Genomic DNA, 25,702 nt, shown 5'->3' on the forward strand with positions numbered 1-25,702 from the left:
GCGCGGCGGTCCTCCATGCCCGTGATCACCGTCTTCACGCCCGACGAGGTCGAGCACCCGGACAGACCGGCCCCGCTGTCCGACTTCAACCGGCAGTTCATCGCCCAGGGCGACTCCTGGTTCTCGTTGGGCGGGCTGCCGCTGCAGTCCTCCAACCTGTTCGACGGCATGTCGACACGGACCGCCGCCTGCGCGGTCAATTTCGCCTCGCCCGGCGCCGTGCTGAGGCGCATGACGGATACGGTCCGGGAGCGCCGCTTCCTGCGCCACCTCAATGGCCCGCTGTCCCGCCGTTGGAGCGCGCTGCTGCTGTCCGGCGGCGGCAACGACCTGATCGAGGCAGCCGCGGTCGACCCCGCGCAGCCGGCGGCGCTGCGCCTGCTGGCCACGCAGGCGGAGTGGGACGCCGGCGTCGCGGAAGACCGCTATCTCTCCGCCGCGGGCTGGCAGACCTTCAGCGTTCACCTGGATGCGGTCATGCGGCAACTGCTGCGGGAGCGCGACCGCGGTCTCAACCGCGGCATCCCGGTGGTGCTGCACACCTACGACCTGGCCGTGCCGCGTCCGAGCGGCGCGGGTTTCGGCCGCGGACCCTGGCTGCAGCCCTCGCTCGTGAAGTACGGCGTCCCGCAGGACGCATGGGCCGCCGTGAGCGCGTTGATGCTGCGTCGGCTGAAGGCCTTGCTGTTCCAGATCGCGTCGGCCGTGCCCGATGGGTCGGTGCACATCGTCGACACGCAGGGCACCTTGACGCCGGCACGCGTGACCGACACCGGCGCGACCGCCGACTGGCTCAACGAGATCCATCCGACGAGCGCCGGCTACCGCAAGCTCAGCGCGCACTGGGCGCCGGTGCTGAACCGGCTCTGACGCCCGCCGCGGATCGCGTCAGGACGCGACGACGGGCGACAACTCGCGTTCGACCTCGAAGTCCTCGTCGATCCAGCCGGTCAGGCCGCCGATCATCAGCTTCACCGGACGGCCGAGCCGGGCCAGCCGCACTGCGCCGCGATGCGCGCCGTTGCAATGCGGGCCGGCGCAGTAGACGACGAACAGCGTGTCCTTCGGATACGCCGCCATCTTGCCTTCGGTGATCTTGCCGTGCGGCAGGCTCAGCGCGCCGGGCAGGTGGCCGCGCTGGTAGAGCTCGTGGCTGCGCACGTCGAGCAGCACGAAGTCCTGGACGCCGCGGGAGAACGCGTCGTGGACGTCCCAGCAGTCGGTCTCGAAGGCGAAGGCCTGCTCGAAGTGGGCGAGCGCCTGGGCGCTGGGCGCGGCGGGAATGGCGGAGACATGCGAACTCATCGGGGGTTCCTTGCTGGGTGGTGGGGATCGATGGCAGCCAGTGTCGCCAAGCGCGGTGTCATGCACGAGTGGCCGGAATGCCGCGTATCGGTAACATCGCGCCATGCCACGCGCCCGTCATGAATCGAGCCTCCCTCCCCGCAAGGGCAGCACCGCCGGCGCGAGGCCCGTCGCCGCCCGCGCCAACGCCGCCAGGTCGAGCCGATCGGCCCAGGCGGCCGCCTCTACCGAGGCGCCGCTGGTCGCGATCCTCGCCTACGACCGGCTCTGCATGTTCGAGTTCGGCTGCGCCGTGGAGCTGTTCGCGCTGGACCGGCCCGAGCTCGGCGTCGCCTGGTACCGCCACGCGATCTGCGCGGCCGAGCCCGGCCCGCTGCGCGGCACCGGCGGCGTGCGCGTCGAGGCGCCCCACACGCTGGCGATGCTGCGGCGCGCCGACATCGTCGTCATCCCCGGCTGGCGCGATGCCGCCGAGCGGCCGCCCGAGCCGCTGCTGAAGGCGGTGCGCGCCGCCCATGCGCGCGGCGCGCGGCTGTGCACGATCTGCTCCGGCGTCTTCGTGCTCGCGCACGCGGGGCTGCTCGATGGCCGGCGCGCGACCACCCACTGGCGTTATGCCGAGCGCCTCGCCCGCGAGTTCCCCCGCATCGAGGTCGATCCCGGCGCGCTCTACGTCGACGAGGGCCAGGTGATCACCTCGGCCGGCTCGGCCGCCGGGCTGGACATGCTGATGCACCTGGTGCGGCGCGACCACGGCGCGCGCATCGCCAACGCGGTAGCACAGCGGCTGGTGATGTCGCCGCATCGCGAGGGCGGCCAGGCGCAGTTCGTGCCCAGGCCGATGCCCAGCGACGATTCCAGCCCCATCGCCGTGCTGCAGGACTGGTTGCGCGCGCATCCGCGCGAGGTCCACACGGTCGCGTCGATGGCCCATCACGCCGCGATGAGCGCGCGCACCCTGCAGCGCCGATTCAAGGCGGCCACGGGCCTTGCGCCGCTCGAATGGCTGACGCGCGAGCGCGTCGCCATCGCCAAGGAGCTGCTCGAGACCCGTGAGTCGCTGGACGTGGAGGCGGTGGCCGATCTCTCGGGGCTGGGCTCGCCGGAGTCGATGCGGCGGCACTTCCGCCTGCTGGGACTGCCCGCGCCTTCGCGCTACCGGCGGCAGTTCGGCTGATCAGGTCGAGCCTCAGCGGAACACCACGCAGGCCGCGCCCGGCATGGCGATGAAGTGGCCGTCGAAGCGCGGCAGCGCCTCGCCGTCGAGCCGGAACACGCAGAGCTGATGACTGCGCTGCAGGCTGACCCAGAGCTCGCGGCCGTCCGGGCTCAGCGTCGCACTGCGCGGGTAGCTGCCCTGGGCCCAGACTTCGCCGCGCCAGGACGGGCGGCCGTCCGCATCCAGGTCGAAGACGGCGATGGCGTCATGCAGCCGGTTCAGCGCGAAGAGCCGGCGCCCGTCGGGTGTGACGAGGAGGTCCGACGCGTAGCTCAGCCCTTCGAAACCAGCCGGCAGGCTGCTGATGCGCAGCCGATGGGTCAAACGCCCCGCAGCGTCCAGGCCCACCCAGTCGAGCGCATTCGCGGCCTCGTTGAGCAGGTAGAGCTGCCCCGCATCCCTCGGGTGGAAGACGACGTGGCGCGGGCCGCTGCCCGGCGGCAGCGACAGGCCCTCCAGCTCGATCGGCATCTCCCCGCCTTCATCGAGGCGCCACACGCGCAGCAGGTCCTAGCCCAGGTCGGTGGCCAGCATCAGCGGCCAGCGCGGATGCCGGCGCACCATGTGCGCATGCGGCTCGGCGCCGGGCCTGGGAGCGATCGACCGATCGGGCGCACGCAGCGCGCCGTCGCTCTCCACCACGGCGCGCCGCACGCTGCCATCGCCGTAATGCGCGATCCATGCCTCGCGCGCGCGGCCGGTGTTGTCGTCCAAGGCGAGATGCACCGGCAGCGTGCCGCCCGTCTCGACACGCGACATCAGCGTGAGCGCCCCGTCGTCGGGATCGACCGCGAAGCTCGCGAGCTCGTGACTGTCCTCGAGCAGCGCATGCAGCCGCCGTCCGTCCTCGGCCAGATTGAGCCAGGTCGGGCTGCCTTCGAGCGGCGCCGCAAGCCGCGCCCGCACGCGGCCACCGCTCTCCCCCACCAGCGCGTGAACGCCGCCGCAGTGCGGTCCATACCCGCCGGCATAGGCGAACGGCACGCCCGGCAGGCGAGCCGGGGCGGACGGGAGGGTGGTCGTCAGGCTCATGGGGCCGCGACTTTACGTGCGCGGCCGCATCGGGGCCACAATCGCCGGTCATGACCAGCTCACGCCCGCCTCGCCGGCGGGTGCCGCGCGTATGCGTTTCGACGTCCCGACGCTGTTCAGCCTGATGCTGATCCAGTCCCTGGCGCTGGCGCTGCTGCTGCCCTTGCTGCTGGGCTGGTGCGACAGCATCGCCGCCCGCCGCGCGCAACTCGGCGCCGCCGCCCAGGCCGCCGGCTGGGCCCTGCTGCTGCTGCCGCCCGAAGGCTCGCGCCTGACCGCGACCGCGGCGCTGGGCCTGCTCAGTGTCAGCGTGACGCTGCTGTGGATGGCCGCCGACCGCTGGCTGCCCGGGCGGCTCGGCCGCTTCTTCCAGTACGGCATGCCGGTGCTGGTCATGGTCGGCTACGGCGCCGGCTGGGACAACTACGCGCTGCGCCTGGCCTGGTCCAACGGCTGCATCGGCCTGCAGATGCTGGCGTTCGGCGTCAGCCTGATGCAGCCGGTCAAGCGCGGCCCCGTCGGCCACCTGCGCTGGCGCCTGCTGTTCACCGTCAGCCTGGGCCTGCTGGCGCTGCTCAACCTGGCCCGCGCCTACCTGGCCGGCTTCGACACCGGCAACCTGCCGCGCTTCGACGCGCCGCATCCGCTCAACATGGCCTTCGCCGTCGTCGCCAACGTCTGCGTGCTGGCCGCCGCGATCGCGATCCTGGTGGCCTGGCGCGGCGAAAGCGAGGTCGAGCTGCGCCGCCTCTCCCAGGTCGACGCCGCCACCGGGCTGGCCAACCGGCGCGCGTTCCAGCAGCGCTCGGTGGACATGATCTCGATGGCGCGTCGCTACAGCGAGCCGCTGATGCTGCTGGTCATGGACCTGGACGGCTGCAAGGCGATCAACGCCACCCACGGCGAGCTCAAGGGCGACCAGGCGATCGCGCTGTTCGCCCGCTGCCTGGACGAGCAGAAGCGCCTGGGCGACGTCGTCGCGCGCATCGATGGCCAGCGCTTCGCGGTGATGATGGCGCGCTCGGACCTGGTCGGGCCGCCGGCGCTCGACCGCCGCGTCCGCGAGGCGCTGCTGGCGCTGGCGCCGCGCGAGCTCGGTTTCACGCTCGGTTATTCGGCCGGCTGGGCCAAGCTGCGCAACGGCGACCGCAACATCGAGGACCTGCTGCACCGCGCCGAGGCAGCGCTGTATGCCGCCAAGCGCCAGGGCAAGGGCCGCCTGTGCGCCGAGCCGGGGCTCGAGGCGGAACTCAGCGTGGCGGTGCCCGCCTGAGCCTGAGCCTGAGCCGTCACCGCGCGGCAATCGCCCGCGCGATGCGGCCCCGCGCCGAGCTGGCATGACGTTTGCGTCAGGGTTTTCCAGGTCCCGACCGCGATTCACGAGATCGGTCGGGCAGCCGCAGTCCCACCTGGAGTTCCCGTCCATGCACGTCGCCCTCAGCCCCACGGCCGTCCACCCCCGAGCCGCGCGCGCCCTCCATCCACAGGCCAGCGATACCGCCGCCTTGCCACGACTGGAGCGGGCGCCGATCGAGATCCTCAAGCTGTCGTCCCGCGACCTGCAATGGCTGCCCGCGCTGACCCACCTGCTGATCGACAACGTCCATCTCGGCGCGACGCTGGGCTTCCTGGCGCCGCTGTCGCGCTACCAGGCGCTGGACTACTGGCATGGCGTCTTCGCGCGACTGGGCCAGCACCACATGCTGTGGATCGCCTGCGAGTCCGAAGGTCCCGGCCGGCTGCTGGGCGCGGTCCAGCTCTCGCTGTGCCCGCTGGCGAACGCGCACCACCGCGGGGAGGTCCAGCGGCTGATGGTGCATAGCGAGGAACGCAGCCGCGGCGTGGCGGGCCAGCTGATGTCGCGCCTGGAATGCGCGGCGGCGACGCAGGGGCGCTTTCTGCTGCAGCTCGAGACCTGCGCCGATTCGCAGGCCGAGGCGGTTTTCGCGCACCTCGGCTGGCAACGCGCCGGCCAGATCCCGGACCACTGCCATGGCGCCGAAGGCCAGCTGCAGACCGCGGTGCTGTACTACAAGCGCCTGCCGCACCTGGTCTGAGCCCGCGCCCGGTCCGAGCCCGCGCCTGGACGACGGTCGGCGCGCCTCACCCGGCGCCGACCAGCCCGGCCAGCAGCGCCTCCACCCGCTTCGCCCGCGAGACCGCGCCGCCGAGCGCCAGCCCGTCCTGCTCCAGCATCACCAGCCCGTGCAGGCCCGACCACAGCGCGGCGGCGCGCGCGGCGGGCAAGGCGGCCGGCGCGATCAACGCGTCCAGGCCCGTGATCAGCGCCTCGCGCAACGCGACCGGCGTGTCGAGCATCAGCAGCCGGTAGTCGTGCGGATGCTGCAGGCCCCAGGAGACGAAGGCCCGCGCCACCGCGGCCGCCTCGCCGCCGGGCGCCGCGCCGTCGACCGCGCCCTGCAGCCGCGTCAGCACCGCCTGCAGGCTGTCCTGCGCGAGCCGCGCGAGCAGCTCGCCCTTGTCATGGAAGAAGCTGTAGAGCGTCGCGTGCGAGTACCCGACCGCCGCGCCCACCTCGCGCAGCGTCAGCGCCTCGGCGCCGCGCTCGGCGAACAGCTCCCGCGCGGCGGCCAGGATGCCGGCTTCCAGCGCCTGCTTGTGCGCCGCGCGACGCTGCTGCGACGCTGTCGGCGGCAGCCCCGCCTCGTCTGACGGCGCCAGCGCGTTCGCGCCCTCGGCGCCTGCATCGCTCATCGCCTTGCGCTGCGCCTGTCGCTTGAGCGGCCCTTCCGGCTTGGCCACCTTCTGCCGCATGCGCGGTTGCGGCTTGGCGGCCGGACGCGCGTCGGCCGCGCCCGCCGGGCCGGCCTGCACGACGCCCGCGGTGGGGTGCAGGCCCTTCGGACCGCTCGGGCGCGGATCCGGCAGGGGCGCTCGACCGCCGCTTGTCGATTTACTGACCATTGGTTAGGATTTGATCATTGGTTCAAACGAAGCCTGAACAATGCCACAAACGCCTGCGATTGGCCAATCCGCCGCGCCTTGCATTCCTGTGATGCTGGAGTCGGTGTCGGTCGACCACCCCGACGCGGTGCTGCTGATGCACCAGCTCAACCAACGGTTGGCATCGCTCAGCGGCGATTCCGGCGCGAGCCGCTTCGACGCCGCCTCGATGCCCAAGGGGCGCTCGGTGTTCCTGGTGGCTCGCGGCGACGGCGGCGCGCTGCTCGGCTGCGGCGCGGTCCGGCCGCTCGCGCAGGCCGGCGGGGCGCCGGTGGCGGAGCTCAAGCGGATGTTCGCGCGCGACGGCACGCGCGGCGTCGGCGCCGCGCTGCTGGCGGCGCTGGAGCGCGAGGCGCTCGCCATGGGCTACCGCGCGCTGTGGCTGGAGACGCGCCGCGTCAACGAACGCGCGCTGCGCTTCTACCGGCGCCACGGCTATTCCGAGATCCCCCGCTATGGCGCCTACGTCGATCGCCCCGACGCGGTGTGCCTGGGCAAGCCTCTGCGCGTCGCCGCGGCGACCGCCTCCTCCCCGCTCCACCAGGAATCCCCATGGAACTGATCGACCTCCGCGGCACCGACCGCGACTGGATGCCCGCGCTCGGCGAGCTGTTCTTCGACGTCATCGACGGCGGCGGCTCGCTCGGTTTCCTCGAGGACATCGACGAGGCGCAGATGCGCGAGTACTGGGAGGGCGTCTTCGACCAGCTCGGCCCGCGACACCGCCTTTGGGTCTGCCGCGACGGCGACCGGGCGCTCGGCACGGTGCAGCTGTCGATCTGCGGCAAGCCCAACGGGCGCCATCGCGCCGAGGTGCAGAAGCTGATGGTGCATCGCGACGCACGCCGGCACGGCGTGGCGGCGCAGTTGATGGCCGCGCTGGAGCGCGTCGCGCGGGACGAGGGTCTGCGGCTGCTGGTGCTCGACACCGAGGTCGACTCGCCGGCCGAGACCTTCTATCGCGCGCAGGGCTTCCAGCGCGCCGGCGAGATCCCGGACTTCGCCACCAGCCCGCAGGGCGAGCTGCGCGACACCGCGCTCTACTGGAAGCGCCTGCCCTGACGCGATGCGCGTCAGCGGTCAGCGCGACAGCCGCATCAGCTTGCCGCCGTCAGTGACGATGAGCAGCGCGCCGTCGCGTGCCTGGATCAGGTCGCGGAAGCGCTCGCCCAGGTCGCCGAACATCTTTTCCTTGGCCGTCACGGTCTCGCCGTTGATCGCGATGCGCCACAGCGCCGTGCCCGCCAGCGATCCCGAGATCAGCTGCCCGCGCCATTCCGGGAACATGCTGCCGGTGTAGAACACCAAGCCGGCCGGCGCGACCGAGATCGGCGTCCAGGTCGTCAGCGGTTCGACGTAGGTGGGGGCGTGCGTGCCGCCGCCGATGCGGCAGGCATCGCCCACCGGCGAGCCGTACGGGCAGCCGTAGCTCTTGACCGGCCAGCCGTAGTTCTTGCCGGCGCGCGCGATGTTGAGCTCGTCACCGCCCTGCGGGCCGTGCTCGGTGATCCACAGCTCGCCGGTCTGCGGATGCAGCACCGCGCCCTGGATGTTGCGATGGCCGTAGCTCCAGATGCCGGGCCGCGCGCCGCCGGCGAAGCTCGGGTTGTCCGACGGGATGCCGCCATCGCGGTTCACGCGGATCACCTTGCCCAGCGTCTGCTGCAGGTCCTGCGACGGGCTGCCCTTCATGCGCTCGCCGGTGGTGATGTAGAGCGTCTTGTCGCGCGCGAAGACCAGGCGCGAGCCGTAATGCCCGCTGCCGTCGACCTTCGGCGCCTGCCGGAAGATCACCTGCACGCCGGTCAGCGCGTCGCCCTCGAGCTGGCCCCGCGCCACGGTCGTGCCGGCCTTGCCGGCTTCGCTGCCGCTGCCCGCCTCCGCGTAGGCGAAGTAGACCCAGTTGCTGCCCGCGGTCCCGAAGTCCGGATCGATCGCGATGCCCAGCAGGCCGCCCTGGCCGCTGTCCAGCACCGGGGGCAGGCCGGAGAGCGTGGCCTCCGTCCGGCCGGCCGCGGACAGCCGCACGATCGCGCCGCCCTTCTGCGTCACCAGCAGCCGGCCGTCCGGCAACTGCGCCAGGCCCCAGGGGCGGTCCAGTCCGCTGTTGAGCGTCTGCAGCGTCGGCGCCGCGGCACCGCCGCCAGGCTGCGACGGTACGGCGGTGTCCTCACCGCCGCTGCCGCCACCGCCGCAGGCCACCGCCGCCGCGGCGACGGCCAAGGTCGACATCCATTCCGCCACGCTCATGTCCGCTCTCCTGATCCGGGTGAAAGGCCGCGGCCCCGGCGGCCGCGTCACGATGCCGTGAAGTCCGGGAGTCTAGGCGTCCCGCGCGTCGGTGCGACCGGGCGCGCGCATCGGCCCCGCCGTCGTCGATGCCTCGTGCGCGCGGGGCAATCGGCGTGCACGCCGCCGCGCCCGGCGACCCGCGGCCCGGATGGCCCTGGCCTTGTGCGGGCCCGGCGCTTCCTCTACGCTGGCCGCAATCCGGCTCCAGACCCACGTCCAACTCTTCCCGAGAGGAGCGAGCCATGTGCCCCAGTCCCACCCCTGACTTGGAAGGCGCCCCCGCCGGCAGCCCAGGCAGCGCCGCGGTGCCCCAGCATCCCGGCATCGCGGCGATCCGCACCCTGGCGCTGGCCGGCCCGGCCGGCGCCGGCAAGACCTCGCTGGCCGAGGCCCTGCTGCTGAAGGCCGGCGCGATCAAGAGCGCCGGCAGCATCGAGAAAGGCAGCACCGTCAGCGACCACGACCCGCTGGAGAAACGGATGCAGCACTCGCTGCAGGCGGCCCAGATGCACCTGCTGCACAACGGCCTGCGCGTCCACCTGCTCGACACCCCGGGCGCGCCCGACTTCATCGGCCAGGCGCTGCCCGCGCTGGAGGCGGTCGAGTCGGTGGCGATCGTCGTCAACGCCCAGAACGGCCTGGAGCTGATGGTCAAGCGGATGATGGAGGCCGCCGCCGGCCGCGGGCTCACGCGGCTCATCGTCGTCAACAGGATCGACGCGCCCGGCGTCGACGCGCAGGCGCTGCTGGGCCAGTTGCAGGAGGCCTTCGGGCGCGAATGCCTGCCGCTGAACCTGCCGGCCGCGGGCGGCACGCGCGTCCAGGACTGCTTCTTCGGCTGCAGCGGCGACAGCGACTTCGGCTCCGTCGAGGCCGCCCACCGGGCGCTGGTGGAGCAGGTGGTGGAGGTCGATCCGGACTTCGTCGACCGCTACCTCAATGACGGCGACGTGCCAGCGACAGAGCTCCACGCGCCGCTGGAGCAGGCCTTCCGCGAGGGCCACCTGATCCCCGTGTGCTTCGTCTCCGCTCGCACGGGCGCCGGCGTGGCGGAGTTGCTCGACGTCATCGAGAAGCTGCTGCCCAACCCCTACGAGGCCAATCCGCCGCAGTTCCTGCGCCGCGAGGGGGAGGAGGCCGAGCCGCTGGTCATCACCATGGATCCGGCCCGGCACGTGGTGGCGCACGTCTTCAAGATCCAGTCCGACCCCTACCTCGGCAAGCTGGCGATGCTGCGCGTCCATCAGGGCACGCTGCGCAGGAACGCGCAGCTTTATGTCGGGCATGCGCGCAAGGCGGTGCGGGTGGCGCATCTGTTCATGCTCCAGGGCAAGGAGCATGTGGAGATCGAGCAGGCGCTGCCCGGCGACCTGTGCGCGCTGGCCAAGCTCGAGGAGCTGCATTACGACGCGGTGCTGCACGACGCGCCGGAGGACGAGCACCTGCACCTGGCGCCGGTGGCGCTGCCGACGCCGGTGCATGGCATCGCGATCCGGCCCAGCCGCCATGGGGACGAACAGCGGCTGTGGGAGGTGCTGTCGCGCCTGGTCGAGGAGGACCCCTGCCTGCGCCTGGAACGCGGCGGCGACCAGGACGGCCTGGGCGCGCAGGGCGGCGAGACGCTGGTCTACGGGCTGGGGGAACTCCACCTGCGCGTGCTGCTGGAGCGGCTCAAGGAGATCTACAAGTTCGACGTCCAGACCCAGCCGCCGCGAATCGCCTACCGGGAAACGATCTCGGCCAAGGCCGAGGGGCATTACCGGCACAAGAAGCAGACCGGCGGCGCCGGCCAGTTCGGCGAGGTGTGGCTGCGCATCGAGCCGCTGGCGCGCGGCGCCGGCTTCGAGTTCCGCGACGAGGTCAAGGGCGGCACCATCCCCGGCCAGTTCATGCCGGCCGTCGAGAAGGGGGTGCGCCAGGCCCTCGCCCAGGGGGTGGTGGCCGGCTACCCGGTGGTGGACCTGCGCGTGACGGTCTTCGACGGGAAGCACCATTCGGTGGACTCCAAGGAAATCGCCTTCATCACCGCCGGCAAGAAGGCGCTGATCGCCGCGGTGCGCGAGGCGCGCCCGGTGGTGCTGGAGCCGATCGTGCAAGTCGAGATCAGCGCCCCGGAACACGCCACCGGCGACATCACCGGCGACCTGGCGTCCCGGCGCGGCCAGGTGCTGGGCACCCGCGCCAGCGTACCGGGGCAGATCGGCGTCGAGGGACTGGCGCCGCTGGCGGAGCTCAGCGCCTACCAGAACCGCCTCAATGCGATGACCAGCGGGCAGGGGCGCTACACGATGGTGCTGTCCCATTACGAGCCGGTGCCCCCCAACACGCAGGCCCAGTTGGCGGCCGGCTACCACCTGAAGGACGAGGAGTAGTCCCCCGTCCGCCGGGGATCGTCGGAGCGCCGCCCCCTGCGACGCGGGGGCCGGCCGGAGGGGGCGGGCCAGGCGTTTGTGAACGAAGCTTTATCATTGCGGGATGTGTTCCGCCCCCCGCGATGTCGCGCAGATCCGCCTGGACAACGCGATGCGCTTGTTCGACGAGTTCGTCGCCGCGACGATCAAGCATCCCGATGCCGCCGCCCTGCGCGGCCTGGAGCGCCGCTTTGCCGAGCGCCTGCAGATCCAGCCCAGCTACTGGAGCCAGATCAAGAGCCGTTCGCGCCAGATCGGCGAGCGGCTGGCCCGCCAGTTCGAGCAGCTCAGCCACAAGCCCAACGGCTGGATGGACCAGGAACACGGGGCGCTGGACGCCGCTGCCGCGGGCCCGGGCGGTATCTCCCAGAGCAACGGGGCTTTATCAAGCGCGCACCGGCCGGCCGCGGCGGACAACTCCCCCAGCCTGCCGCAGGACGATGACGAGCGCTTCATCGTCGGCCTGGTGCTGACCTACTACCGCCGCCATCCGCAGCGGGCCCGCACCCGGCTGCTCGACCTGCTGGGCGAGGTACTGACCCCGCCCGCTCCGAATGCGCCGCCCGCGCCGCGGGCAGCCGCGCCAGCGACCTCCGACGTCGACGACTGGCGCAAGCTGCAGCAGAGCATCGCGCCGCTGAAGCCGAAGAAGCGCTGAGCGCGCGCCCGGCGGCGTCCCGCCGGCAAGCCCCTCGACGTCCCTCGCCCCTTCCGTCCCGCCTGGCCCTCGGCCCTCGGCGTTCGTAGGCGCGCGCTGTCGTCCGGCGCTTGCTCGCGGCGCGGCGTCGTCCCGTCGCCGAGGGACAACGCCAGATAAAAACCGCTTGCGCTTGATAATCATATGTTTATCATCTGCGCAACTTTGGAGCCCCCGCCGCAACGGCCGCGCAGTTGGCGCCCGTCCCGGGACCGAGGCGCTCCCCTTTCCCTTCCGTCCCGTCCGTCATCACAGGAGGCTGCCATGGCCCAGTTCATCACTCCCCGTCCGCGTCTCGCAATGACACCGCGCAAGCCGCGCAATCCCTTCGTGGCCCTGAGCCACGGCCGTTCAGCGGGCCGTCACGGCCCCACCGCCGGCGGTCGACGCCAGCAGGAACAGCAAGCCCTGAAGCGCGCGCTTCAGCGGCACGACGACTTCAGCCCTTGAACGGGCCGCCTCCGACGGATCGGGACGTCTTCCCGGTCCGGCGCAGGCCGCCCAGGGAGACAAGACATGCAAGAGATCACCTTGATGCCGGGCCGCATGCATGGCCTGGCCCGCCAGCAGACCCTGCGGGGCTGGCTGGCGATCCTGCTGCTGGGCGCCGGCGGGCGCCTGATCAGCTGGGCGTGGCAGGTCGCTCCGGCGCCCCGCCGCGATGAACCGGCCACCGGGCTGGAGTTCCACGGCGACGCCGACGGCGCCGGCCGGCTCTACGTCGACGGCCAACTGCAGGGCACCCTCGCGGGTGTGCAACGGCTGTGATGCCGGTCTGGCTCGCGGTCGCCGTGGCCGCGGTGGGGATCAAGCTCGCGGGCGCCGAGCCGATATACGATGAACGATCACCGTGTATCGCCGCCCGCGCGGCGACCTCGCTTCATGACCCAGAGCGTTCCGCCCGCTGCCTCTGCCCCGTCCGGGAGCGGAGCGGGGAATCCGCCGGTTCCCCCGCCGTTCCAGCCGCTGACCCGGCCCTTGCCGGACCTGGCGGCGTGGACGGCGCACCTGCGCGGCATGGAGATCCCGGTGCTGGCCAGCACGGCCGAGCAACTGGAGATCTGGCGTGCCAATGAGGACGCGGTCGACGCGCACCTGCTCGGCGAGATCCTGAGCAAGGATCCGCTGATGACGCTCAAGCTGCTGGCGCATGCCGCGTCGCAGCGCTCCAGCCGGCTGCTGACCGACACCGAGACGGTCACCGCCGCGCTGGTGCTGATGGGCATCACTCCCTTCTTCAAGGCCTTCGGCGCGCAGCCGACGGTCGAGCAGCGCCTGGCCTCGCGCCCGGACGCGCTGGCCGGCGTGCAGCGGGTGCTGCATCGCGCCGAGCGCGCCGCGCGCTTCGCGCTGGGCTTCGCGGCGCACCGCGCGGATCCCGATGCCGCGGTCATCCACAGCGCCGCGCTGCTGCACGATTTTTCCGAGATGCTGCTGTGGTGCGAGGCCCCCGACCTCGCGCTCGAGATCCAGCGCCGCCAGCAGGCCGATCCGGCGCTGCGCAGCGTCGCGGCGCAGCGCGCGGTGCTCAACATCGAGCTCGGCGACCTGGAACAGGCGCTGATGCGCAGCTGGCACCTGCCGGAGCTGCTCGCCCACATCGTCGACGACAAGAAGGCCAACGATCCGCAGGTCCGCAGCGTGACGCTGGCGGTGCGGCTGGCGCGGCATACCGCCCAGAGCTGGGAGAACCCCGCCGTGCCCGACGACCTGATCGAGATCGGTGCGCTGATGAACCTCTCGCCCGCCCATACGCTCAAGCTGGTCCACGAGGTCGACGGGGTGCTCTGAACCGCGGGGCGGCGGCGGATCGCCGCGACGCCATCGCATGGGCGCTGCATCGGCGCCGCATCGGCGTTACGCTGCGCGCTCCGACAGCATGCGACCGACGCGAGGAGACACCATGGCCGGCCCCGACCGCGAGTTCTGGCAACAACGCTTCGAGACCGGGCAGACCGGCTGGGATCGCGGCGCGCCGCATCCCCAGTTGGCCGCGTGGTTGGCGGACGGGCTGTTGCCCACCGGCGCGCGCATTGTCGTGCCGGGCTGTGGTCGCGGCCACGAGCTGTCGGTGCTGGCACGCGCGGGATTGGACGTGATCGGGCTGGACTACACGCCGGCGGCGGTGGAAATCGCCCGGGCCGCGCTCAAGGACGCCGGCGTGCCCGGGCGCGTCGAGCAGGCCGACGTGCTGGCCTGGCGGCCCGATCATCCGGTGGACCTGATCTACGAGCAGACCTGCCTCTGCGCGCTGCATCCCGACCAGTGGACCGGTTATGCCGAGCAGCTGCAGCGCTGGCTCAAGCCCGGCGGCCGACTGCTCGCCCTGTTCATGCAGGCGCGCCGCGACGAATCCGAGCACGGCCAGGTCATCGGCCCGCCCTACCACTGCGACATCAATGCGATGCGGGCGCTGTTCCCGCAGGCCTTGTGGAAATGGCCGGCGCCTCCCTACCCGCAGCGCCCGCACGAGCGGGGCTGGTTCGAACTCGCGGTGGTGCTGGAACGGCGCTGAGCGGCGCCGCTACCTTCAGACCGGCAGCGCCGTCGTGTCCTTCAGCCGGTCCAGCACGAAGCTGGTCTTGCAGTCCTGCACGCTCGGGTGGCGCAGCAGCGTGTCGCTGATGAAGCGGGCGTAATGGCTCATGTCCTCGACAAGCACCCGCAGCAGGTAGTCCATCTCCCCCGTCAGGGCGGCGCATTCCACCACTTCGGGCCAGGTCTGGACCGCCGCGCGGAACAGGTCCATCGGCGTGCGCTTGTGGCTTTCGGTGTGCTTCTCCAGGCGCACGTTGATGTAGGCCGTCAGGCCGAGGCCCACCCGCTCCGGGCTTACCAGCGCCACGTAGGCGGTGATCACGCCGCCTTCCTCGAGCCGCCTCACCCGCCGCAGCACCGCCGACGAGGACAGGTTCACCTGCGCCGCCAGCGCGTCGTAGGTCATGCGGCCGTCGGCCTGGAGGGCGTGGAGGATGCGTCGGTCGATCGCATCGAGCTCGATCTGCTTGTCCATTGCGCGATTCTTGCAGGATTCCTGCGCCATCCCTCTTTCGAGCGCCATGGATCGCAGAAATCCTGCGCCCCCCTCCCCCTACAGTGACGCCATCACATTCCTGACCAGATCCCCTTGACGGGGTAGCGGAGACAAGCATGGCATTCACCCCCTGGGACAACCCGATGGGCACCGACGGCTTCGAGTTCATCGAGTTCGCCGCACCCGACCCTGCGGCGCTGGGCGCGCTGTTCACCTCGATGGGCTTCGTCGCCGTCGCCCGCCATCGCCACAAGGATGTGACGCTGTACCGCCAGGGCGACGTCAACTTCATCATCAACGCCGAGAAGGACGCCTTCGCCCAGCGCTTCGCGCGCCTGCATGGGCCGTCGATCTGCGCGATCGCGTTCCGCGTCAAGGATGCGGCCTTCGCCTACCGCCGCGCGCTGGAACTCGGCGCCTGGGGCTTCGACAACAAGGCCGGCCCGATGGAGCTGAACATCCCGGCGATCAAGGGCATCGGCGACTCGCTGATCTACTTCGTCGACCGCTGGCAGGGCAAGAACGGCGCGGCGCCCGGCGAGATCGGCAACATCAGCATCTATGACGTCGATTTCGTGCCGCTGCTCGATGCCGAGGGCAAGCCGGTGCAGTCCACGCCCAAGGGCCATGGCCTGACTTACATCGATCACCTGACCCACAACGTGTTCCGCGGACGGATGAAGGAATGGGCCGAGTTCTACGAGCGCCTGTTCAACTTCCGCGAGGTCCGCTACTTCGACATCGAGGGCAAGCTCACCGGCCTGAAGTCCAAGGCGATGACCAGCCCCTGCGGGAAGATCCGCATCCCGATCAACGAGAGCAGCGACGACAAGAGCCAGATCGCCGAATACCTGGACCTGTACCACGGCGAGGGCATCCAGCACGTGGCGCTGGGCACGGACGACATCTATCGCACCGTCGAAGGCATGAAGGGCACCGGCGTGGTCTTCCAGGACACGATCGACACCTACTACGACCTGGTGACCAAGCGCCTGCCCGAGCACAACGAGGACCTGGACGAACTGCGCCGCCTGCGCATCCTGATCGACGGCGCCGCGCACCAGGGCGCGCCGCACGAGCTGCTGCTGCAGATCTTCACCAAGGAAGTGATCGGCCCGATCTTCTTCGAGATCATCCAGCGCAAGGGCAACGAAGGCTTCGGCGAGGGCAACTTCAAGGCTCTGTTCGAAAGCATCGAGCTCGATCAGATCCGCCGTGGCGTGCTCAAGGCGGACGCTTGATGGTCCGGGATGTCGGCCGGCCTCGCCGCGCTGACTTCCCGCTGACGCTCCCCTGACTCAACCCGCCCGGCTCACCCGCTGGGCGGTGTTCATTTGGGCCGGCTCATCGAGCAGGGCCAGCGCCCGCTCGAAGGCCTGCGGCTCGAACACGAGTTGCAGGTGGCCGCGCGCCGGCAGGTGCAGCACGCGGGCCCCGGGCAGCACCGCCGTCTCTGCCGGGAAGACGATCTGGTCGCAATGGCCGTAGAGGCAATCGAAATGGCTCGCGACCTGCGGCGGCTCCTGGCGCGCGAGCTCGTTCAGCCATTCCGAATCGCCGCGCATCTGGCGGGCGTTCTCGGTGGTGCCCAGCTTCGCCAGCAGCGTGCCGTGATGCGGCGTGCCCAGCGTCAGGATGCGATGGATGCGGTCGAAGGGGTGGCCCTGGCTGCGCCACCAGGCGCGCGCGCTCAATCCCCCCATGCTGTGGGCGACGATGAGCGGCGCCAGGCCGGTCCGGTCATGGAGCGCGCGCATGGCGGCGTCGACCTGCGGCGCGTAGCGGTCGATCGAACCGAAGGCGGGCTCCTGGGTGAGCGCGATGAACGGCGTCCCGCGCGCCCGCAGGGCCTTCATCCATCCGTTCCACAGGCCGCGATTGCAGCTGTAGCCGTGCAGGAACACGACGCCGCGGCGGCCGCGCGCCTGCGCTGGGGGCGGCAGGAAGTCGGGCTCGCGATGTTCGGCCCAGGGCTGCTGCCAATTGAACACCCTCGTGACCACGACGACCTCGCGCCACCAGGCCTGCAGCAGGTCGCCCAGCGGCGCGGTCGGCAGCCCCGGCGCCGGCGGGACGAAGCGCAACACCAGGAAGTGGGGGAGCATCGCCAGGGGCGGCCCCGCCACGAAAAGCGCGAGCAGCGCCAGCCCCACCCAAGGCCCCCAGTGACTGCCGGCCCACAGGCTCAACAGCGGTCCAACGATCCAACGAAACAACGAGGTGAGGCGCTGCAGCCTGCCGTTCATCCGGGCTCCCGATCAAAACGACGAGTGTAGGCGCGGGCTGGACCAGGGCTTCGCTTCGGAAAACTCTGCGCATGGGCGAGTCTGACCAAGGAATGGCGACCGCTTGTCCCTCACGTGACGAGGTGGCCTAGGGCATCCCCGCTACGACGCCTTCGCGCCAGCGGCCAGCATGGACAGTTCCTCAGGGGCGCGCCCCTCCGACACATCAAGAACGCGACGAGGAGACATGACTGCAACCACCGCACCGACCGCCGCGACGCCGGCGACCGCCCCACCGGCCGCGAAGCCCTGGCTGAAGAACTACCCACCGGGCGTCCCTGCGGAGATCCCGGTCGACGTCTATCCCTCGTTGGTGGCCCTCCTCGAGGAGGCATTCCGCAAGCATGCGCGCCGCGACGCGGCCGCCTGCATGGACCAGCGCCTGAGCTTCGCGCAGGTCGACGAGCTGTCCGCGGCGCTGGGCGCCTGGCTGCAGCAGCGCGGCCTGGTCCGCGGTGCGCGCGTGGCGATCATGATGCCCAACGTCCTGCAGTACATGGTGACCATCGCGGCCATCCTGCGGGCCGGCTTCGTCGTGGTGAACGTGAACCCGCTGTACACGCCGCGCGAGCTGGAACACCAGCTCAAGGACTCCGGCGCCGAGGCGATCATCGTGCTCGAGAACTTCGCCAAGACGCTCTCGGAGGTCATCGACCGCACGCAGGTGAAGCATGTGGTGTTGACCGGCCTGGGCGACATGCTGGGCTGGTGGCGTGGCCCGCTGATCAACTTCGCGGTCCGGCACGTGAAAAAGATGGTGCCGGAATTCCGCCTGCCCTTGACCGGCGGGCGCAGCGTCTCCCGCTTCAATCAGGCGCTGGCGCAGGGCGCGGCCATGTCGCTGAAGTCGGTGCAGGTTGGCCCGGACGACCCCGCCTTCCTCCAATACACCGGCGGCACGACGGGCCTGTCAAAGGGCGCGACCCTGCTGCACCGGAACATCGTCGCCAACATCCTGCAGAGCGAAGCCTGGTTCGCGCCGATGCTGAACAAGCTCGGCGACAAGCCCCTGACCATCGTCTGCGCGCTACCGCTGTATCACATCTTCGCGCTCACAGCCTGCTACATGCTAGGCGCGCGGATGGGGATCATGAATCTGCTGATTCCGAATCCCCGCGACATTCCGGGGCTCATCGCGACGCTGCGCAATTACCGCGTGAACATGTTCCCCGCGGTCAATACCTTGTTCAATGCGCTGGCCAATGATCCCGCATTCGCCAAGCTCGATTTCAGCGAGCTGGTGATCTCGAATGGCGGCGGCATGGCGGTGCAACAGGCCACTGCGGAGAAATGGGCGCGCATTACCGGCTGCCCCGTCGTAGAAGGCTATGGGCTTTCCGAGACCTCTCCGGTGGCGACGGTGAATCGCCTCGACTTGGCCCAGTTCAATGGATCGATCGGCTTGCCTGTGCCCAACACCGAAATCGCAATCCGCGACGACAACGGCAAGGACCTGCCAATCGGCGAGCGCGGCGAGATCTGCATCCGAGGTCCGCAGGTCATGGCCGGCTATTGGAATCGTCCCGAAGAAACCGCGCAGGCGATTGGACCGGATGGATTCTTCAAGACCGGAGACATCGGCGTGATGGATGCGGAGGGATTCACCCGCATCGTCGATCGCAAGAAGGACATGATTCTGGTCAGCGGCTTCAACGTGTATCCCACCGAGATCGAACAGGTTGTGAACCTGCATCCCGGCGTGCTCGAGTGCGCGGCGATCGGCGTGCCGGATCAGCACTCCGGCGAGGCGGTGAAGCTGTTCGTCATCAAGAAGGATCCGGCGCTCGCCGAGGAGGACCTCGCCGCCTATTGCCACAAGCAGTTGACGGGCTACAAGCGGCCGAAGTACATCGAGTTCCGCGACGAGCTGCCCAAGACCAACGTCGGCAAGATCTTGCGACGCGAGCTGCGGCAGTGATGGGCGCCTCGCGCGGTGACGGCCGCGGCGCTTGCGTGTTGCCGTCGGGTGTCACCGTCCTGGAGCGGGGTTGGCTCTCGTCCAACAACGTCGTGCTTCATGGCGCATCCCCGGGGGAGGGCGCGGTCCTTGTCGACACCGGCTACGCCAGCCATGCAGAACAGACCCTCGCTTTGCTTGACGCCAGCCTGCGGCCGGCTGAGTCACTGCGCCTGATCGTCAATACGCATCTCCATTCCGACCATTGCGGAGGGAATGCGTTGATCGCGCAGCGGCATGGGTGTCCCATCCTCATTCCCCCGGGCGAATACGCGGCGATCTCGACCTGGGACGAGGAGGCGCTGAGTTACCGCTCGACCGGCCAGCGCTGCGATCGGTTCACGCCGGCGGGAAAGCTCACGCCCGGCCAAGTGCTTCATCAAGGAGGAAGGGATTGGCATGTCCACGCCGCGCCAGGGCACGATCCGCACTCGGTGATCCTGCATGAACCGTCCAGCGGGACGCTGCTGTCCGCAGATGCGCTGTGGGAACGGGGCTTCGGAATTGTCTTTCCGGAACTCGATGGCGAAGACGCTTTCGAGGAAGTGACTGCCACACTCGACATCATCGAACGGTTGAAACCCGAAATCATCATTCCCGGTCACGGGGCGCCATTTACGGACATCGCCAAGGCCATCGGAATTGCACGCGAGCGCTTGGACTACTTTCGACGGGAACCTCATCGCCATGCGGTGCACGCGGTGAAGGCTCTCACTGCGTTTCATATGCTCGAGGTGGTTCACAGTACCCGTGACGCGTTGCTGGCCTGGCTGGCGTCAACGCCCATCTTTGTGAGTACTTGGCGACGATTCTTTTCCGACCGGGACCTGCTCGATTGGTCCAATGAATTGGTGGACCAGCTGATCGCTGCAAAGATCCTAGGGGCTTCGACCGAGAACGGCTCAGTGATGCTTCAAAGCCCTAAGGCATGAACGCTGAACGCAGTAGATATTTTGCGGCGCCCAAAAGCAAAAACCCCTCGACTGTTTCCAATCGAGGGGTTTGCGGGATATTAGCCTGACGATGACCTACTTTCACACGGGAATCCGCACTATCATCGGCGCTGAGTCGTTTCACGGTCCTGTTCGGGATGGGAAGGGGTGGGACCGACTCGCTATGGTCATCAGGCTTGACTGGTTGGCCGCTGCTCGTCGGGAAGACGGAGCAACAAGCCCAATTCGGTAGAGTCGAGATCAGCTTTTGATTTGATTGCGTCTTCAGGCTTGAAGAACGGTTATTCGCATGACACCTGTCTTTGACGTCGATGGGACTGTCAAAGTTATAGGGTCAAGCCGCACGGGCAATTAGTACTGGTTAGCTTAACGCATTACTGCGCTTCCACACCCAGCCTATCAACGTCCTGGTCTTGAACGACCCTTCAGGGGGCTCTAGGCCCCGGCAAGACTCATCTTGAGACGAGTTTCCCGCTTAGATGCTTTCAGCGGTTATCTCTTCCGCACTTAGCTACTCGGCGATGCCACTGGCGTGACAACCGATACACCAGAGGTGCGTCCACTCCGGTCCTCTCGTACTAGGAGCAGGCTCTCTCAATCTTGCAGCGCCCACGGAAGATAGGGACCAAACTGTCTCACGACGTTTTAAACCCAGCTCACGTACCTCTTTAAATGGCGAACAGCCATACCCTTGGGACCGGCTACAGCCCCAGGATGAGATGAGCCGACATCGAGGTGCCAAACACCGCCGTCGATATGAACTCTTGGGCGGTATCAGCCTGTTATCCCCAGAGTACCTTTTATCCGTTGAGCGATGGCCCTTCCATACAGAACCACCGGATCACTTTGTCCTACTTTCGTACCTGCTCGACTTGTCAGTCTCGCAGTCAAGCACGCTTATGCCAATGCACTATCAACACGATTTCCGACCGTATTTAGCGTACCTTCGAACTCCTCCGTTACACTTTGGGAGGAGACCGCCCCAGTCAAACTGCCCACCATACACTGTCCCCAACCCGGATAACGGGCCAAGGTTAGAACCTCAAACACACCAGGGTGGTATTTCAACGTTGGCTCCACCTGATCTAGCGACCAGGTTTCAAAGCCTCCCACCTATCCTACACAGATCTGTTCAAAGTCCAATGTAAAGCTACAGTAAAGGTTCATGGGGTCTTTCCGTCTTTCCGCGGGGAGATTGCATCATCACAAACATTTCAACTTCGCTGAGTCTCTGGAGGAGACAGTGTGGCCATCGTTACGCCATTCGTGCAGGTCGGAACTTACCCGACAAGGAATTTCGCTACCTTAGGACCGTTATAGTTACGGCCGCCGTTTACTGGGACTTCAGTCAAGAGCTTGCACCCCATCATTTAATCTTCCAGCACCGGGCAGGCGTCACACCCTATACGTCGACTTTCGTCTTTGCAGAGTGCTGTGTTTTTAATAAACAGTCGCAGCCACCGATTCTCTGCGGCCTCATTGGGCTCGGCCCGCGGGGGCTTCACCTACTAAAGGCACACCTTCTTCCGAAGTTACGGTGTCAATTTGCCGAGTTCCTTCTCCAGAGTTCTCTCAAGCGCCTGAGAATACTCATCACGCGCACCAGTGTCGGTTTGCGGTACGGTCGTCAATAGCTGAAGCTTAGTGGCTTTTCCTGGAAGCAGGGTATCACTCACTTCGTCTGCAAGCAGACTCGTTATCACCCCTCATCTAAGCCCGGCGGATTTGCCTACCAGGCACGACTACAGGCTTGAACCGGGACATCCAACACCCGGCTGAGCTAACCTTCTCCGTCCCCACATCGCACTATTGATCGGTACAGGAATATTGACCTGTTTCCCATCAGCTACGCATCTCTGCCTCGCCTTAGGGGCCGACTCACCCTACGCCGATGAACGTTGCGTAGGAAACCTTGCGCTTACGGCGAGGGGGCTTTTCACCCCCTTTAACGCTACTCATGTCAGCATTCGCACTTCTGATACCTCCAGCAGGCCTCACGACCCACCTTCACAGGCGTACAGAACGCTCTCCTACCACGCACAGTAAACTGTGCATCCGCAGCTTCGGTAACTGGCTTAGCCCCGTTACATCTTCCGCGCAGGACGACTCGATCAGTGAGCTATTACGCTTTCTTTAAATGATGGCTGCTTCTAAGCCAACATCCTGACTGTTTTAGCCTTCCCACTTCGTTTCCCACTTAGCCAATTTTAGGGACCTTAGCTGGCGGTCTGGGTTGTTTCCCTCTTGAGTCCGGACGTTAGCACCCGGTGCTCTGTCTCCCAAGCTGTACTCTTCGGTATTCGGAGTTTGCATAGGTTTGGTAAGTCGCCATGACCCCCTAGCCTAAACAGTGCTCTACCCCCGAAGGTAATACTTGAGGCACTACCTAAATAGTTTTCGGAGAGAACCAGCTATCTCCAGGTTTGTTTAGCCTTTCACCCCTATCCACAGCTCATCCGCTAGTTTTGCAACACTAGTCGGTTCGGACCTCCAGCACCTGTTACGGTACCTTCATCCTGGCCATGGATAGATCACCTGGTTTCGGGTCTACACCCAGCGACTAATTCGCCCTATTCGGACTCGATTTCTCTACGGCTACCCTATTCGGTTAACCTCGCCACTGAATGTAAGTCGCTGACCCATTATACAAAAGGTACGCAGTCACCCTTGCGGGCTCCTACTTTTTGTATGCATGCGGTTTCAGGATCTATTTCACTCCCCTCCCGGGGTTCTTTTCGCCTTTCCCTCACGGTACTTGTTCGCTATCGGTCGATTACGAGTATTTAGCCTTGGAGGATGGTCCCCCCATATTCAGACAGGATTTCACGTGTCCCGCCCTACTCTATTCGTGCCTAGTTCCACAATCGACATTTCTCATACGGGGCTATCACCCGCTATGGCCGGACTTTCCATTCCGTTCTGATATGCCAACTGCTAAAACACGAGGGCTACTCCGATTTCGCTCGCCACTACTTTCGGAATCTCGGTTGATGTCTTTTCCTCGAGCTACTGAGATGTTTCAGTTCGCCCGGTTCGCCTCGCACACCTATGTATTCAGTGTGCGATACCTCTAAACGAGGTGGGTTTCCCCATTCGGAAATCTCCGGATCAAAGCTTATTTGCCAGCTCCCCGAAGCTTATCGCAGGCTATCACGTCCTTCGTCGCCTGTAATCGCCAAGGCATCCACCACATGCACTTAGTCACTTGACCCTATAACTTTGACATCCTCAGATGTCGTCAAGGACAGATGCTCGACAACTCGAGCATTCATTGAGTATCACGCGTTTTCGCCGTTCTTCAATTTCTTCTCTGAATTTCAGAGTTGAAGTCTGGTGACGCAATCAAATGTCGCTGGCGGCACGGTGCCGAGCGCCCCTTTACGAGCGCCAGCTTTCCGCCAGCAACGCTGATTCGACTCTACGAATTGTTAAAGAACAACAGCCGACTTTCAAAGTCGAGACTGGCAAACCACAGCGTCCATTCCTGACGCTGTGGTTTGCCACCCTGTGAAGTGATTGGTGGAGGATGACGGGATCGAACCGACGACCCCCTGCTTGCAAAGCAGGTGCTCTCCCAGCTGAGCTAATCCCCCAAGATCTTGTCGATCCTCGTGGTGGGTCTGGCTGGATTCGAACCAGCGACCCCCGCCTTATCAAGACGGTGCTCTAACCGACTGAGCTACAGACCCACGCATCTCTTGCGTGCCCCTGCATCGCGCCAACCGGCAAGGCCAGCTCGCCAGGCTCACGCGTTTTTCTCACTCACTGTTGTGTGTCTACAGCCGATAAGTGTGGGCGCGCTGAACTCGCTATTTGTGGACTCGACTCTCCCAGGCAACCGAAGCCACCTGGCGGTCTTGTCATTCTCTAGAAAGGAGGTGATCCAGCCGCACCTTCCGATACGGCTACCTTGTTACGACTTCACCCCAGTCACGAACCCTGCCGTGGTAATCGCCCTCCTTGCGGTTAGGCTAACTACTTCTGGCAGAACCCGCTCCCATGGTGTGACGGGCGGTGTGTACAAGACCCGGGAACGTATTCACCGCGGCAAGCTGATCCGCGATTACTAGCGATTCCGACTTCACGCAGTCGAGTTGCAGACTGCGATCCGGACTACGACCGGGTTTCTGGGATTAGCTCCCCCTCGCGGGTTGGCAGCCCTCTGTCCCGGCCATTGTATGACGTGTGTAGCCCTACCCATAAGGGCCATGATGACCTGACGTCATCCCCACCTTCCTCCGGTTTGTCACCGGCAGTCTCATTAGAGTGCCCTTTCGTAGCAACTAATGACAAGGGTTGCGCTCGTTGCGGGACTTAACCCAACATCTCACGACACGAGCTGACGACGGCCATGCAGCACCTGTGTCCAGGTTCTCTTTCGAGCACTCTCACATCTCTGCAAGATTCCTGGCATGTCAAGGGTAGGTAAGGTTTTTCGCGTTGCATCGAATTAAACCACATCATCCACCGCTTGTGCGGGTCCCCGTCAATTCCTTTGAGTTTCAACCTTGCGGCCGTACTCCCCAGGCGGTCAACTTCACGCGTTAGCTACGTTACTGAGAAGAAACCCTCCCAACAACCAGTTGACATCGTTTAGGGCGTGGACTACCAGGGTATCTAATCCTGTTTGCTCCCCACGCTTTCGTGCATGAGCGTCAGTACAGGCCCAGGGGATTGCCTTCGCCATCGGTGTTCCTCCGCATATCTACGCATTTCACTGCTACACGCGGAATTCCATCCCCCTCTGCCGTACTCTAGCCATGCAGTCACAAATGCAGTTCCCAGGTTGAGCCCGGGGATTTCACATCTGTCTTGCATAACCGCCTGCGCACGCTTTACGCCCAGTAATTCCGATTAACGCTTGCACCCTACGTATTACCGCGGCTGCTGGCACGTAGTTAGCCGGTGCTTATTCTTCAGGTACCGTCATGAACCCCCGGTATTAACAGGAGTCTTTTCTTCCCTGACAAAAGCGGTTTACAACCCGAAGGCCTTCTTCCCGCACGCGGCATGGCTGGATCAGGGTTGCCCCCATTGTCCAAAATTCCCCACTGCTGCCTCCCGTAGGAGTCTGGGCCGTGTCTCAGTCCCAGTGTGGCTGGTCGTCCTCTCAGACCAGCTACAGATCGTTGGCTTGGTGAGCCTTTACCCCACCAACTACCTAATCTGATATCGGCCGCTCCAACTGCGCGAGGTCTTGCGATCCCCCGCTTTCACCCTCAGGTCGTATGCGGTATTAGCTGCTCTTTCGAGCAGTTATCCCCCACAACTGGGCACGTTCCGATACATTACTCACCCGTTCGCCACTCGTCGCCAGGTTGCCCCGCGTTACCGTTCGACTTGCATGTGTAAGGCATGCCGCCAGCGTTCAATCTGAGCCAGGATCAAACTCTACAGTTCGATCTTGAATACTCAACGGAATCGAACAAAGACTACTTTCATAGCTTCATTCATTTCCGTGAGCGTCTAAAGATTTAACCTTCTCAGGTCGCTCGTTCAGACGCCCACGCTTATCGGCTGTAAATTCTTAAAGAACATCGAAGCCGCTTTCGC

The 25,702-nt window shown here is 66.7% G+C and carries 20 protein-coding genes, 2 tRNA genes, 3 rRNA genes and 1 pseudogene; 15 read left to right on the forward strand and 11 right to left on the reverse strand.

What is annotated here, in order from left to right; translation table 11 throughout:
* Nucleotides 1-15: 15 nt before the first annotated feature.
* Nucleotides 16-870, forward strand: coding sequence for a hypothetical protein (locus ACTJKJ_RS06680; protein ID WP_440819953.1), 855 nt, complete (start codon nt 16-18; stop codon nt 868-870).
* Nucleotides 871-888: 18 nt separating this feature from the next.
* Here ACTJKJ_RS06680 and ACTJKJ_RS06685 read toward each other — a convergent pair whose 3' ends face one another.
* The gene (locus ACTJKJ_RS06685; protein ID WP_440819954.1) at nt 889-1,305 is read right to left on the reverse strand and encodes a rhodanese-like domain-containing protein; all 417 of its coding nucleotides are present in this window, start codon (nt 1,303-1,305) and stop codon (nt 889-891) included.
* A gap of 103 nt (nt 1,306-1,408) precedes the next feature.
* Here ACTJKJ_RS06685 and ftrA point away from each other — a divergent pair, with 103 nt between their 5' ends.
* The gene (gene ftrA, locus ACTJKJ_RS06690; protein ID WP_440819955.1) at nt 1,409-2,482 is read left to right on the forward strand and encodes a transcriptional regulator FtrA; all 1,074 of its coding nucleotides are present in this window, start codon (nt 1,409-1,411) and stop codon (nt 2,480-2,482) included.
* 12 nt (nt 2,483-2,494) lie between these two features.
* On the opposite strand, the pseudogene ACTJKJ_RS06695 reads toward ftrA, so the two are convergent.
* Nucleotides 2,495-3,556, reverse strand: a pseudogene (locus tag ACTJKJ_RS06695) (lactonase family protein).
* Nucleotides 3,557-3,647: 91 nt separating this feature from the next.
* On the opposite strand from ACTJKJ_RS06695, the gene ACTJKJ_RS06700 reads away from it, so the two are divergent.
* Nucleotides 3,648-4,829, forward strand: a complete 1,182-nt coding sequence (locus tag ACTJKJ_RS06700; RefSeq protein ID WP_440819956.1) for a GGDEF domain-containing protein — start codon at nt 3,648-3,650, stop codon at nt 4,827-4,829.
* Nucleotides 4,830-4,980: 151 nt separating this feature from the next.
* Nucleotides 4,981-5,613 (forward strand): GNAT family N-acetyltransferase, encoded by a 633-nt coding sequence (locus tag ACTJKJ_RS06705; RefSeq protein WP_091719753.1) that lies wholly within the window; start codon nt 4,981-4,983, stop codon nt 5,611-5,613.
* Between the two features lie 46 nt (nt 5,614-5,659).
* Here the strand turns inward: ACTJKJ_RS06705 and ACTJKJ_RS06710 are convergent, their stop codons facing one another.
* The gene (locus ACTJKJ_RS06710) at nt 5,660-6,481 is read right to left on the reverse strand and encodes a TetR/AcrR family transcriptional regulator (protein ID WP_091719747.1); all 822 of its coding nucleotides are present in this window, start codon (nt 6,479-6,481) and stop codon (nt 5,660-5,662) included.
* 91 nt (nt 6,482-6,572) lie between these two features.
* Here ACTJKJ_RS06710 and ACTJKJ_RS06715 point away from each other — a divergent pair, with 91 nt between their 5' ends.
* On the forward strand, nt 6,573-7,082 hold the full coding sequence (locus ACTJKJ_RS06715; protein ID WP_440819957.1) for a GNAT family N-acetyltransferase: 510 nt from the start codon (nt 6,573-6,575) through the stop codon (nt 7,080-7,082).
* Nucleotides 7,073-7,582, forward strand: a complete 510-nt coding sequence (locus tag ACTJKJ_RS06720; protein WP_440819958.1) for an N-acetyltransferase family protein — start codon at nt 7,073-7,075, stop codon at nt 7,580-7,582. The genes ACTJKJ_RS06715 and ACTJKJ_RS06720 overlap by 10 nt, the downstream gene beginning before the upstream one ends.
* A gap of 18 nt (nt 7,583-7,600) precedes the next feature.
* Here the strand turns inward: ACTJKJ_RS06720 and ACTJKJ_RS06725 are convergent, their stop codons facing one another.
* A complete protein-coding gene (locus ACTJKJ_RS06725; RefSeq protein ID WP_440819959.1) occupies nt 7,601-8,770 on the reverse strand; it encodes a PQQ-dependent sugar dehydrogenase in 1,170 nt (389 codons plus the stop codon).
* A 284-nt stretch (nt 8,771-9,054) separates the two neighbouring features.
* Here ACTJKJ_RS06725 and fusA point away from each other — a divergent pair, with 284 nt between their 5' ends.
* From fusA to ACTJKJ_RS06755, 6 genes are all read left to right on the forward strand, one after another.
* Complete coding sequence (gene fusA, locus ACTJKJ_RS06730; RefSeq protein WP_440819960.1) at nt 9,055-11,184, forward strand: elongation factor G; 2,130 nt, start codon at nt 9,055-9,057, stop codon at nt 11,182-11,184.
* Nucleotides 11,185-11,287: 103 nt separating this feature from the next.
* Nucleotides 11,288-11,881 (forward strand): hypothetical protein, encoded by a 594-nt coding sequence (locus ACTJKJ_RS06735; protein ID WP_440819961.1) that lies wholly within the window; start codon nt 11,288-11,290, stop codon nt 11,879-11,881.
* Between the two features lie 303 nt (nt 11,882-12,184).
* Nucleotides 12,185-12,370, forward strand: a complete 186-nt coding sequence (locus ACTJKJ_RS06740; protein WP_141225176.1) for a hypothetical protein — start codon at nt 12,185-12,187, stop codon at nt 12,368-12,370.
* A 66-nt stretch (nt 12,371-12,436) separates the two neighbouring features.
* A complete protein-coding gene (locus tag ACTJKJ_RS06745) occupies nt 12,437-12,688 on the forward strand; it encodes a hypothetical protein (RefSeq protein ID WP_091719730.1) in 252 nt (83 codons plus the stop codon).
* Nucleotides 12,689-12,898: 210 nt separating this feature from the next.
* Nucleotides 12,899-13,711: an HDOD domain-containing protein gene (locus ACTJKJ_RS06750; protein ID WP_254783146.1), complete on the forward strand. Its 813-nt coding sequence runs from the start codon at nt 12,899-12,901 to the stop codon at nt 13,709-13,711.
* Nucleotides 13,712-13,823: 112 nt separating this feature from the next.
* Nucleotides 13,824-14,435, forward strand: a complete 612-nt coding sequence (locus ACTJKJ_RS06755; protein ID WP_440819962.1) for a methyltransferase domain-containing protein — start codon at nt 13,824-13,826, stop codon at nt 14,433-14,435.
* A gap of 15 nt (nt 14,436-14,450) precedes the next feature.
* Here the strand turns inward: ACTJKJ_RS06755 and ACTJKJ_RS06760 are convergent, their stop codons facing one another.
* On the reverse strand, nt 14,451-14,933 hold the full coding sequence (locus ACTJKJ_RS06760; RefSeq protein ID WP_091724875.1) for an Lrp/AsnC family transcriptional regulator: 483 nt from the start codon (nt 14,931-14,933) through the stop codon (nt 14,451-14,453).
* Nucleotides 14,934-15,070: 137 nt separating this feature from the next.
* On the opposite strand from ACTJKJ_RS06760, the gene hppD reads away from it, so the two are divergent.
* Entirely contained in the window at nt 15,071-16,195 is a 1,125-nt protein-coding gene (gene hppD / locus ACTJKJ_RS06765; RefSeq protein ID WP_091719716.1) for a 4-hydroxyphenylpyruvate dioxygenase, read from the forward strand.
* A gap of 57 nt (nt 16,196-16,252) precedes the next feature.
* Here the strand turns inward: hppD and ACTJKJ_RS06770 are convergent, their stop codons facing one another.
* Entirely contained in the window at nt 16,253-17,200 is a 948-nt protein-coding gene (locus tag ACTJKJ_RS06770) for an esterase/lipase family protein (protein ID WP_183484253.1), read from the reverse strand.
* Nucleotides 17,201-17,426: 226 nt separating this feature from the next.
* Between ACTJKJ_RS06770 and ACTJKJ_RS06775 the strand changes: the two genes are divergently transcribed.
* Together ACTJKJ_RS06775 and ACTJKJ_RS06780 are read left to right on the forward strand one after the other, a co-directional pair.
* Entirely contained in the window at nt 17,427-19,157 is a 1,731-nt protein-coding gene (locus ACTJKJ_RS06775) for a long-chain-fatty-acid--CoA ligase (protein WP_147241194.1), read from the forward strand.
* Entirely contained in the window at nt 19,157-20,128 is a 972-nt protein-coding gene (locus ACTJKJ_RS06780) for an MBL fold metallo-hydrolase (protein ID WP_440819963.1), read from the forward strand. The genes ACTJKJ_RS06775 and ACTJKJ_RS06780 overlap by 1 nt, the downstream gene beginning before the upstream one ends.
* Nucleotides 20,129-20,211: 83 nt before the next feature.
* Here ACTJKJ_RS06780 and rrf read toward each other — a convergent pair.
* The 5 genes from rrf to ACTJKJ_RS06805 all read right to left on the reverse strand — a co-directional run bounded on the left by rrf (nt 20,212) and on the right by ACTJKJ_RS06805 (nt 25,549).
* A 5S ribosomal RNA gene (rrf, locus tag ACTJKJ_RS06785) occupies nt 20,212-20,324 on the reverse strand.
* A gap of 155 nt (nt 20,325-20,479) precedes the next feature.
* Nucleotides 20,480-23,360: ribosomal RNA gene (locus ACTJKJ_RS06790) — 23S ribosomal RNA — on the reverse strand.
* Between the two features lie 306 nt (nt 23,361-23,666).
* Nucleotides 23,667-23,742 (reverse strand) — tRNA-Ala (locus ACTJKJ_RS06795).
* Nucleotides 23,743-23,761: 19 nt separating this feature from the next.
* Nucleotides 23,762-23,838 (reverse strand) — tRNA-Ile (locus ACTJKJ_RS06800).
* A gap of 182 nt (nt 23,839-24,020) precedes the next feature.
* Nucleotides 24,021-25,549, reverse strand: a 16S ribosomal RNA gene (locus ACTJKJ_RS06805).
* Together the 16S, 23S and 5S rRNA genes with 2 tRNA genes alongside form the textbook arrangement of a ribosomal RNA operon.
* Nucleotides 25,550-25,702: the final 153 nt, after the last annotated feature.

Source organism: Roseateles sp. 22389, assembly GCF_052044995.1.
In the GTDB taxonomy this organism is placed as follows: Bacteria; Pseudomonadota; Gammaproteobacteria; order Burkholderiales; family Burkholderiaceae_C; genus Roseateles.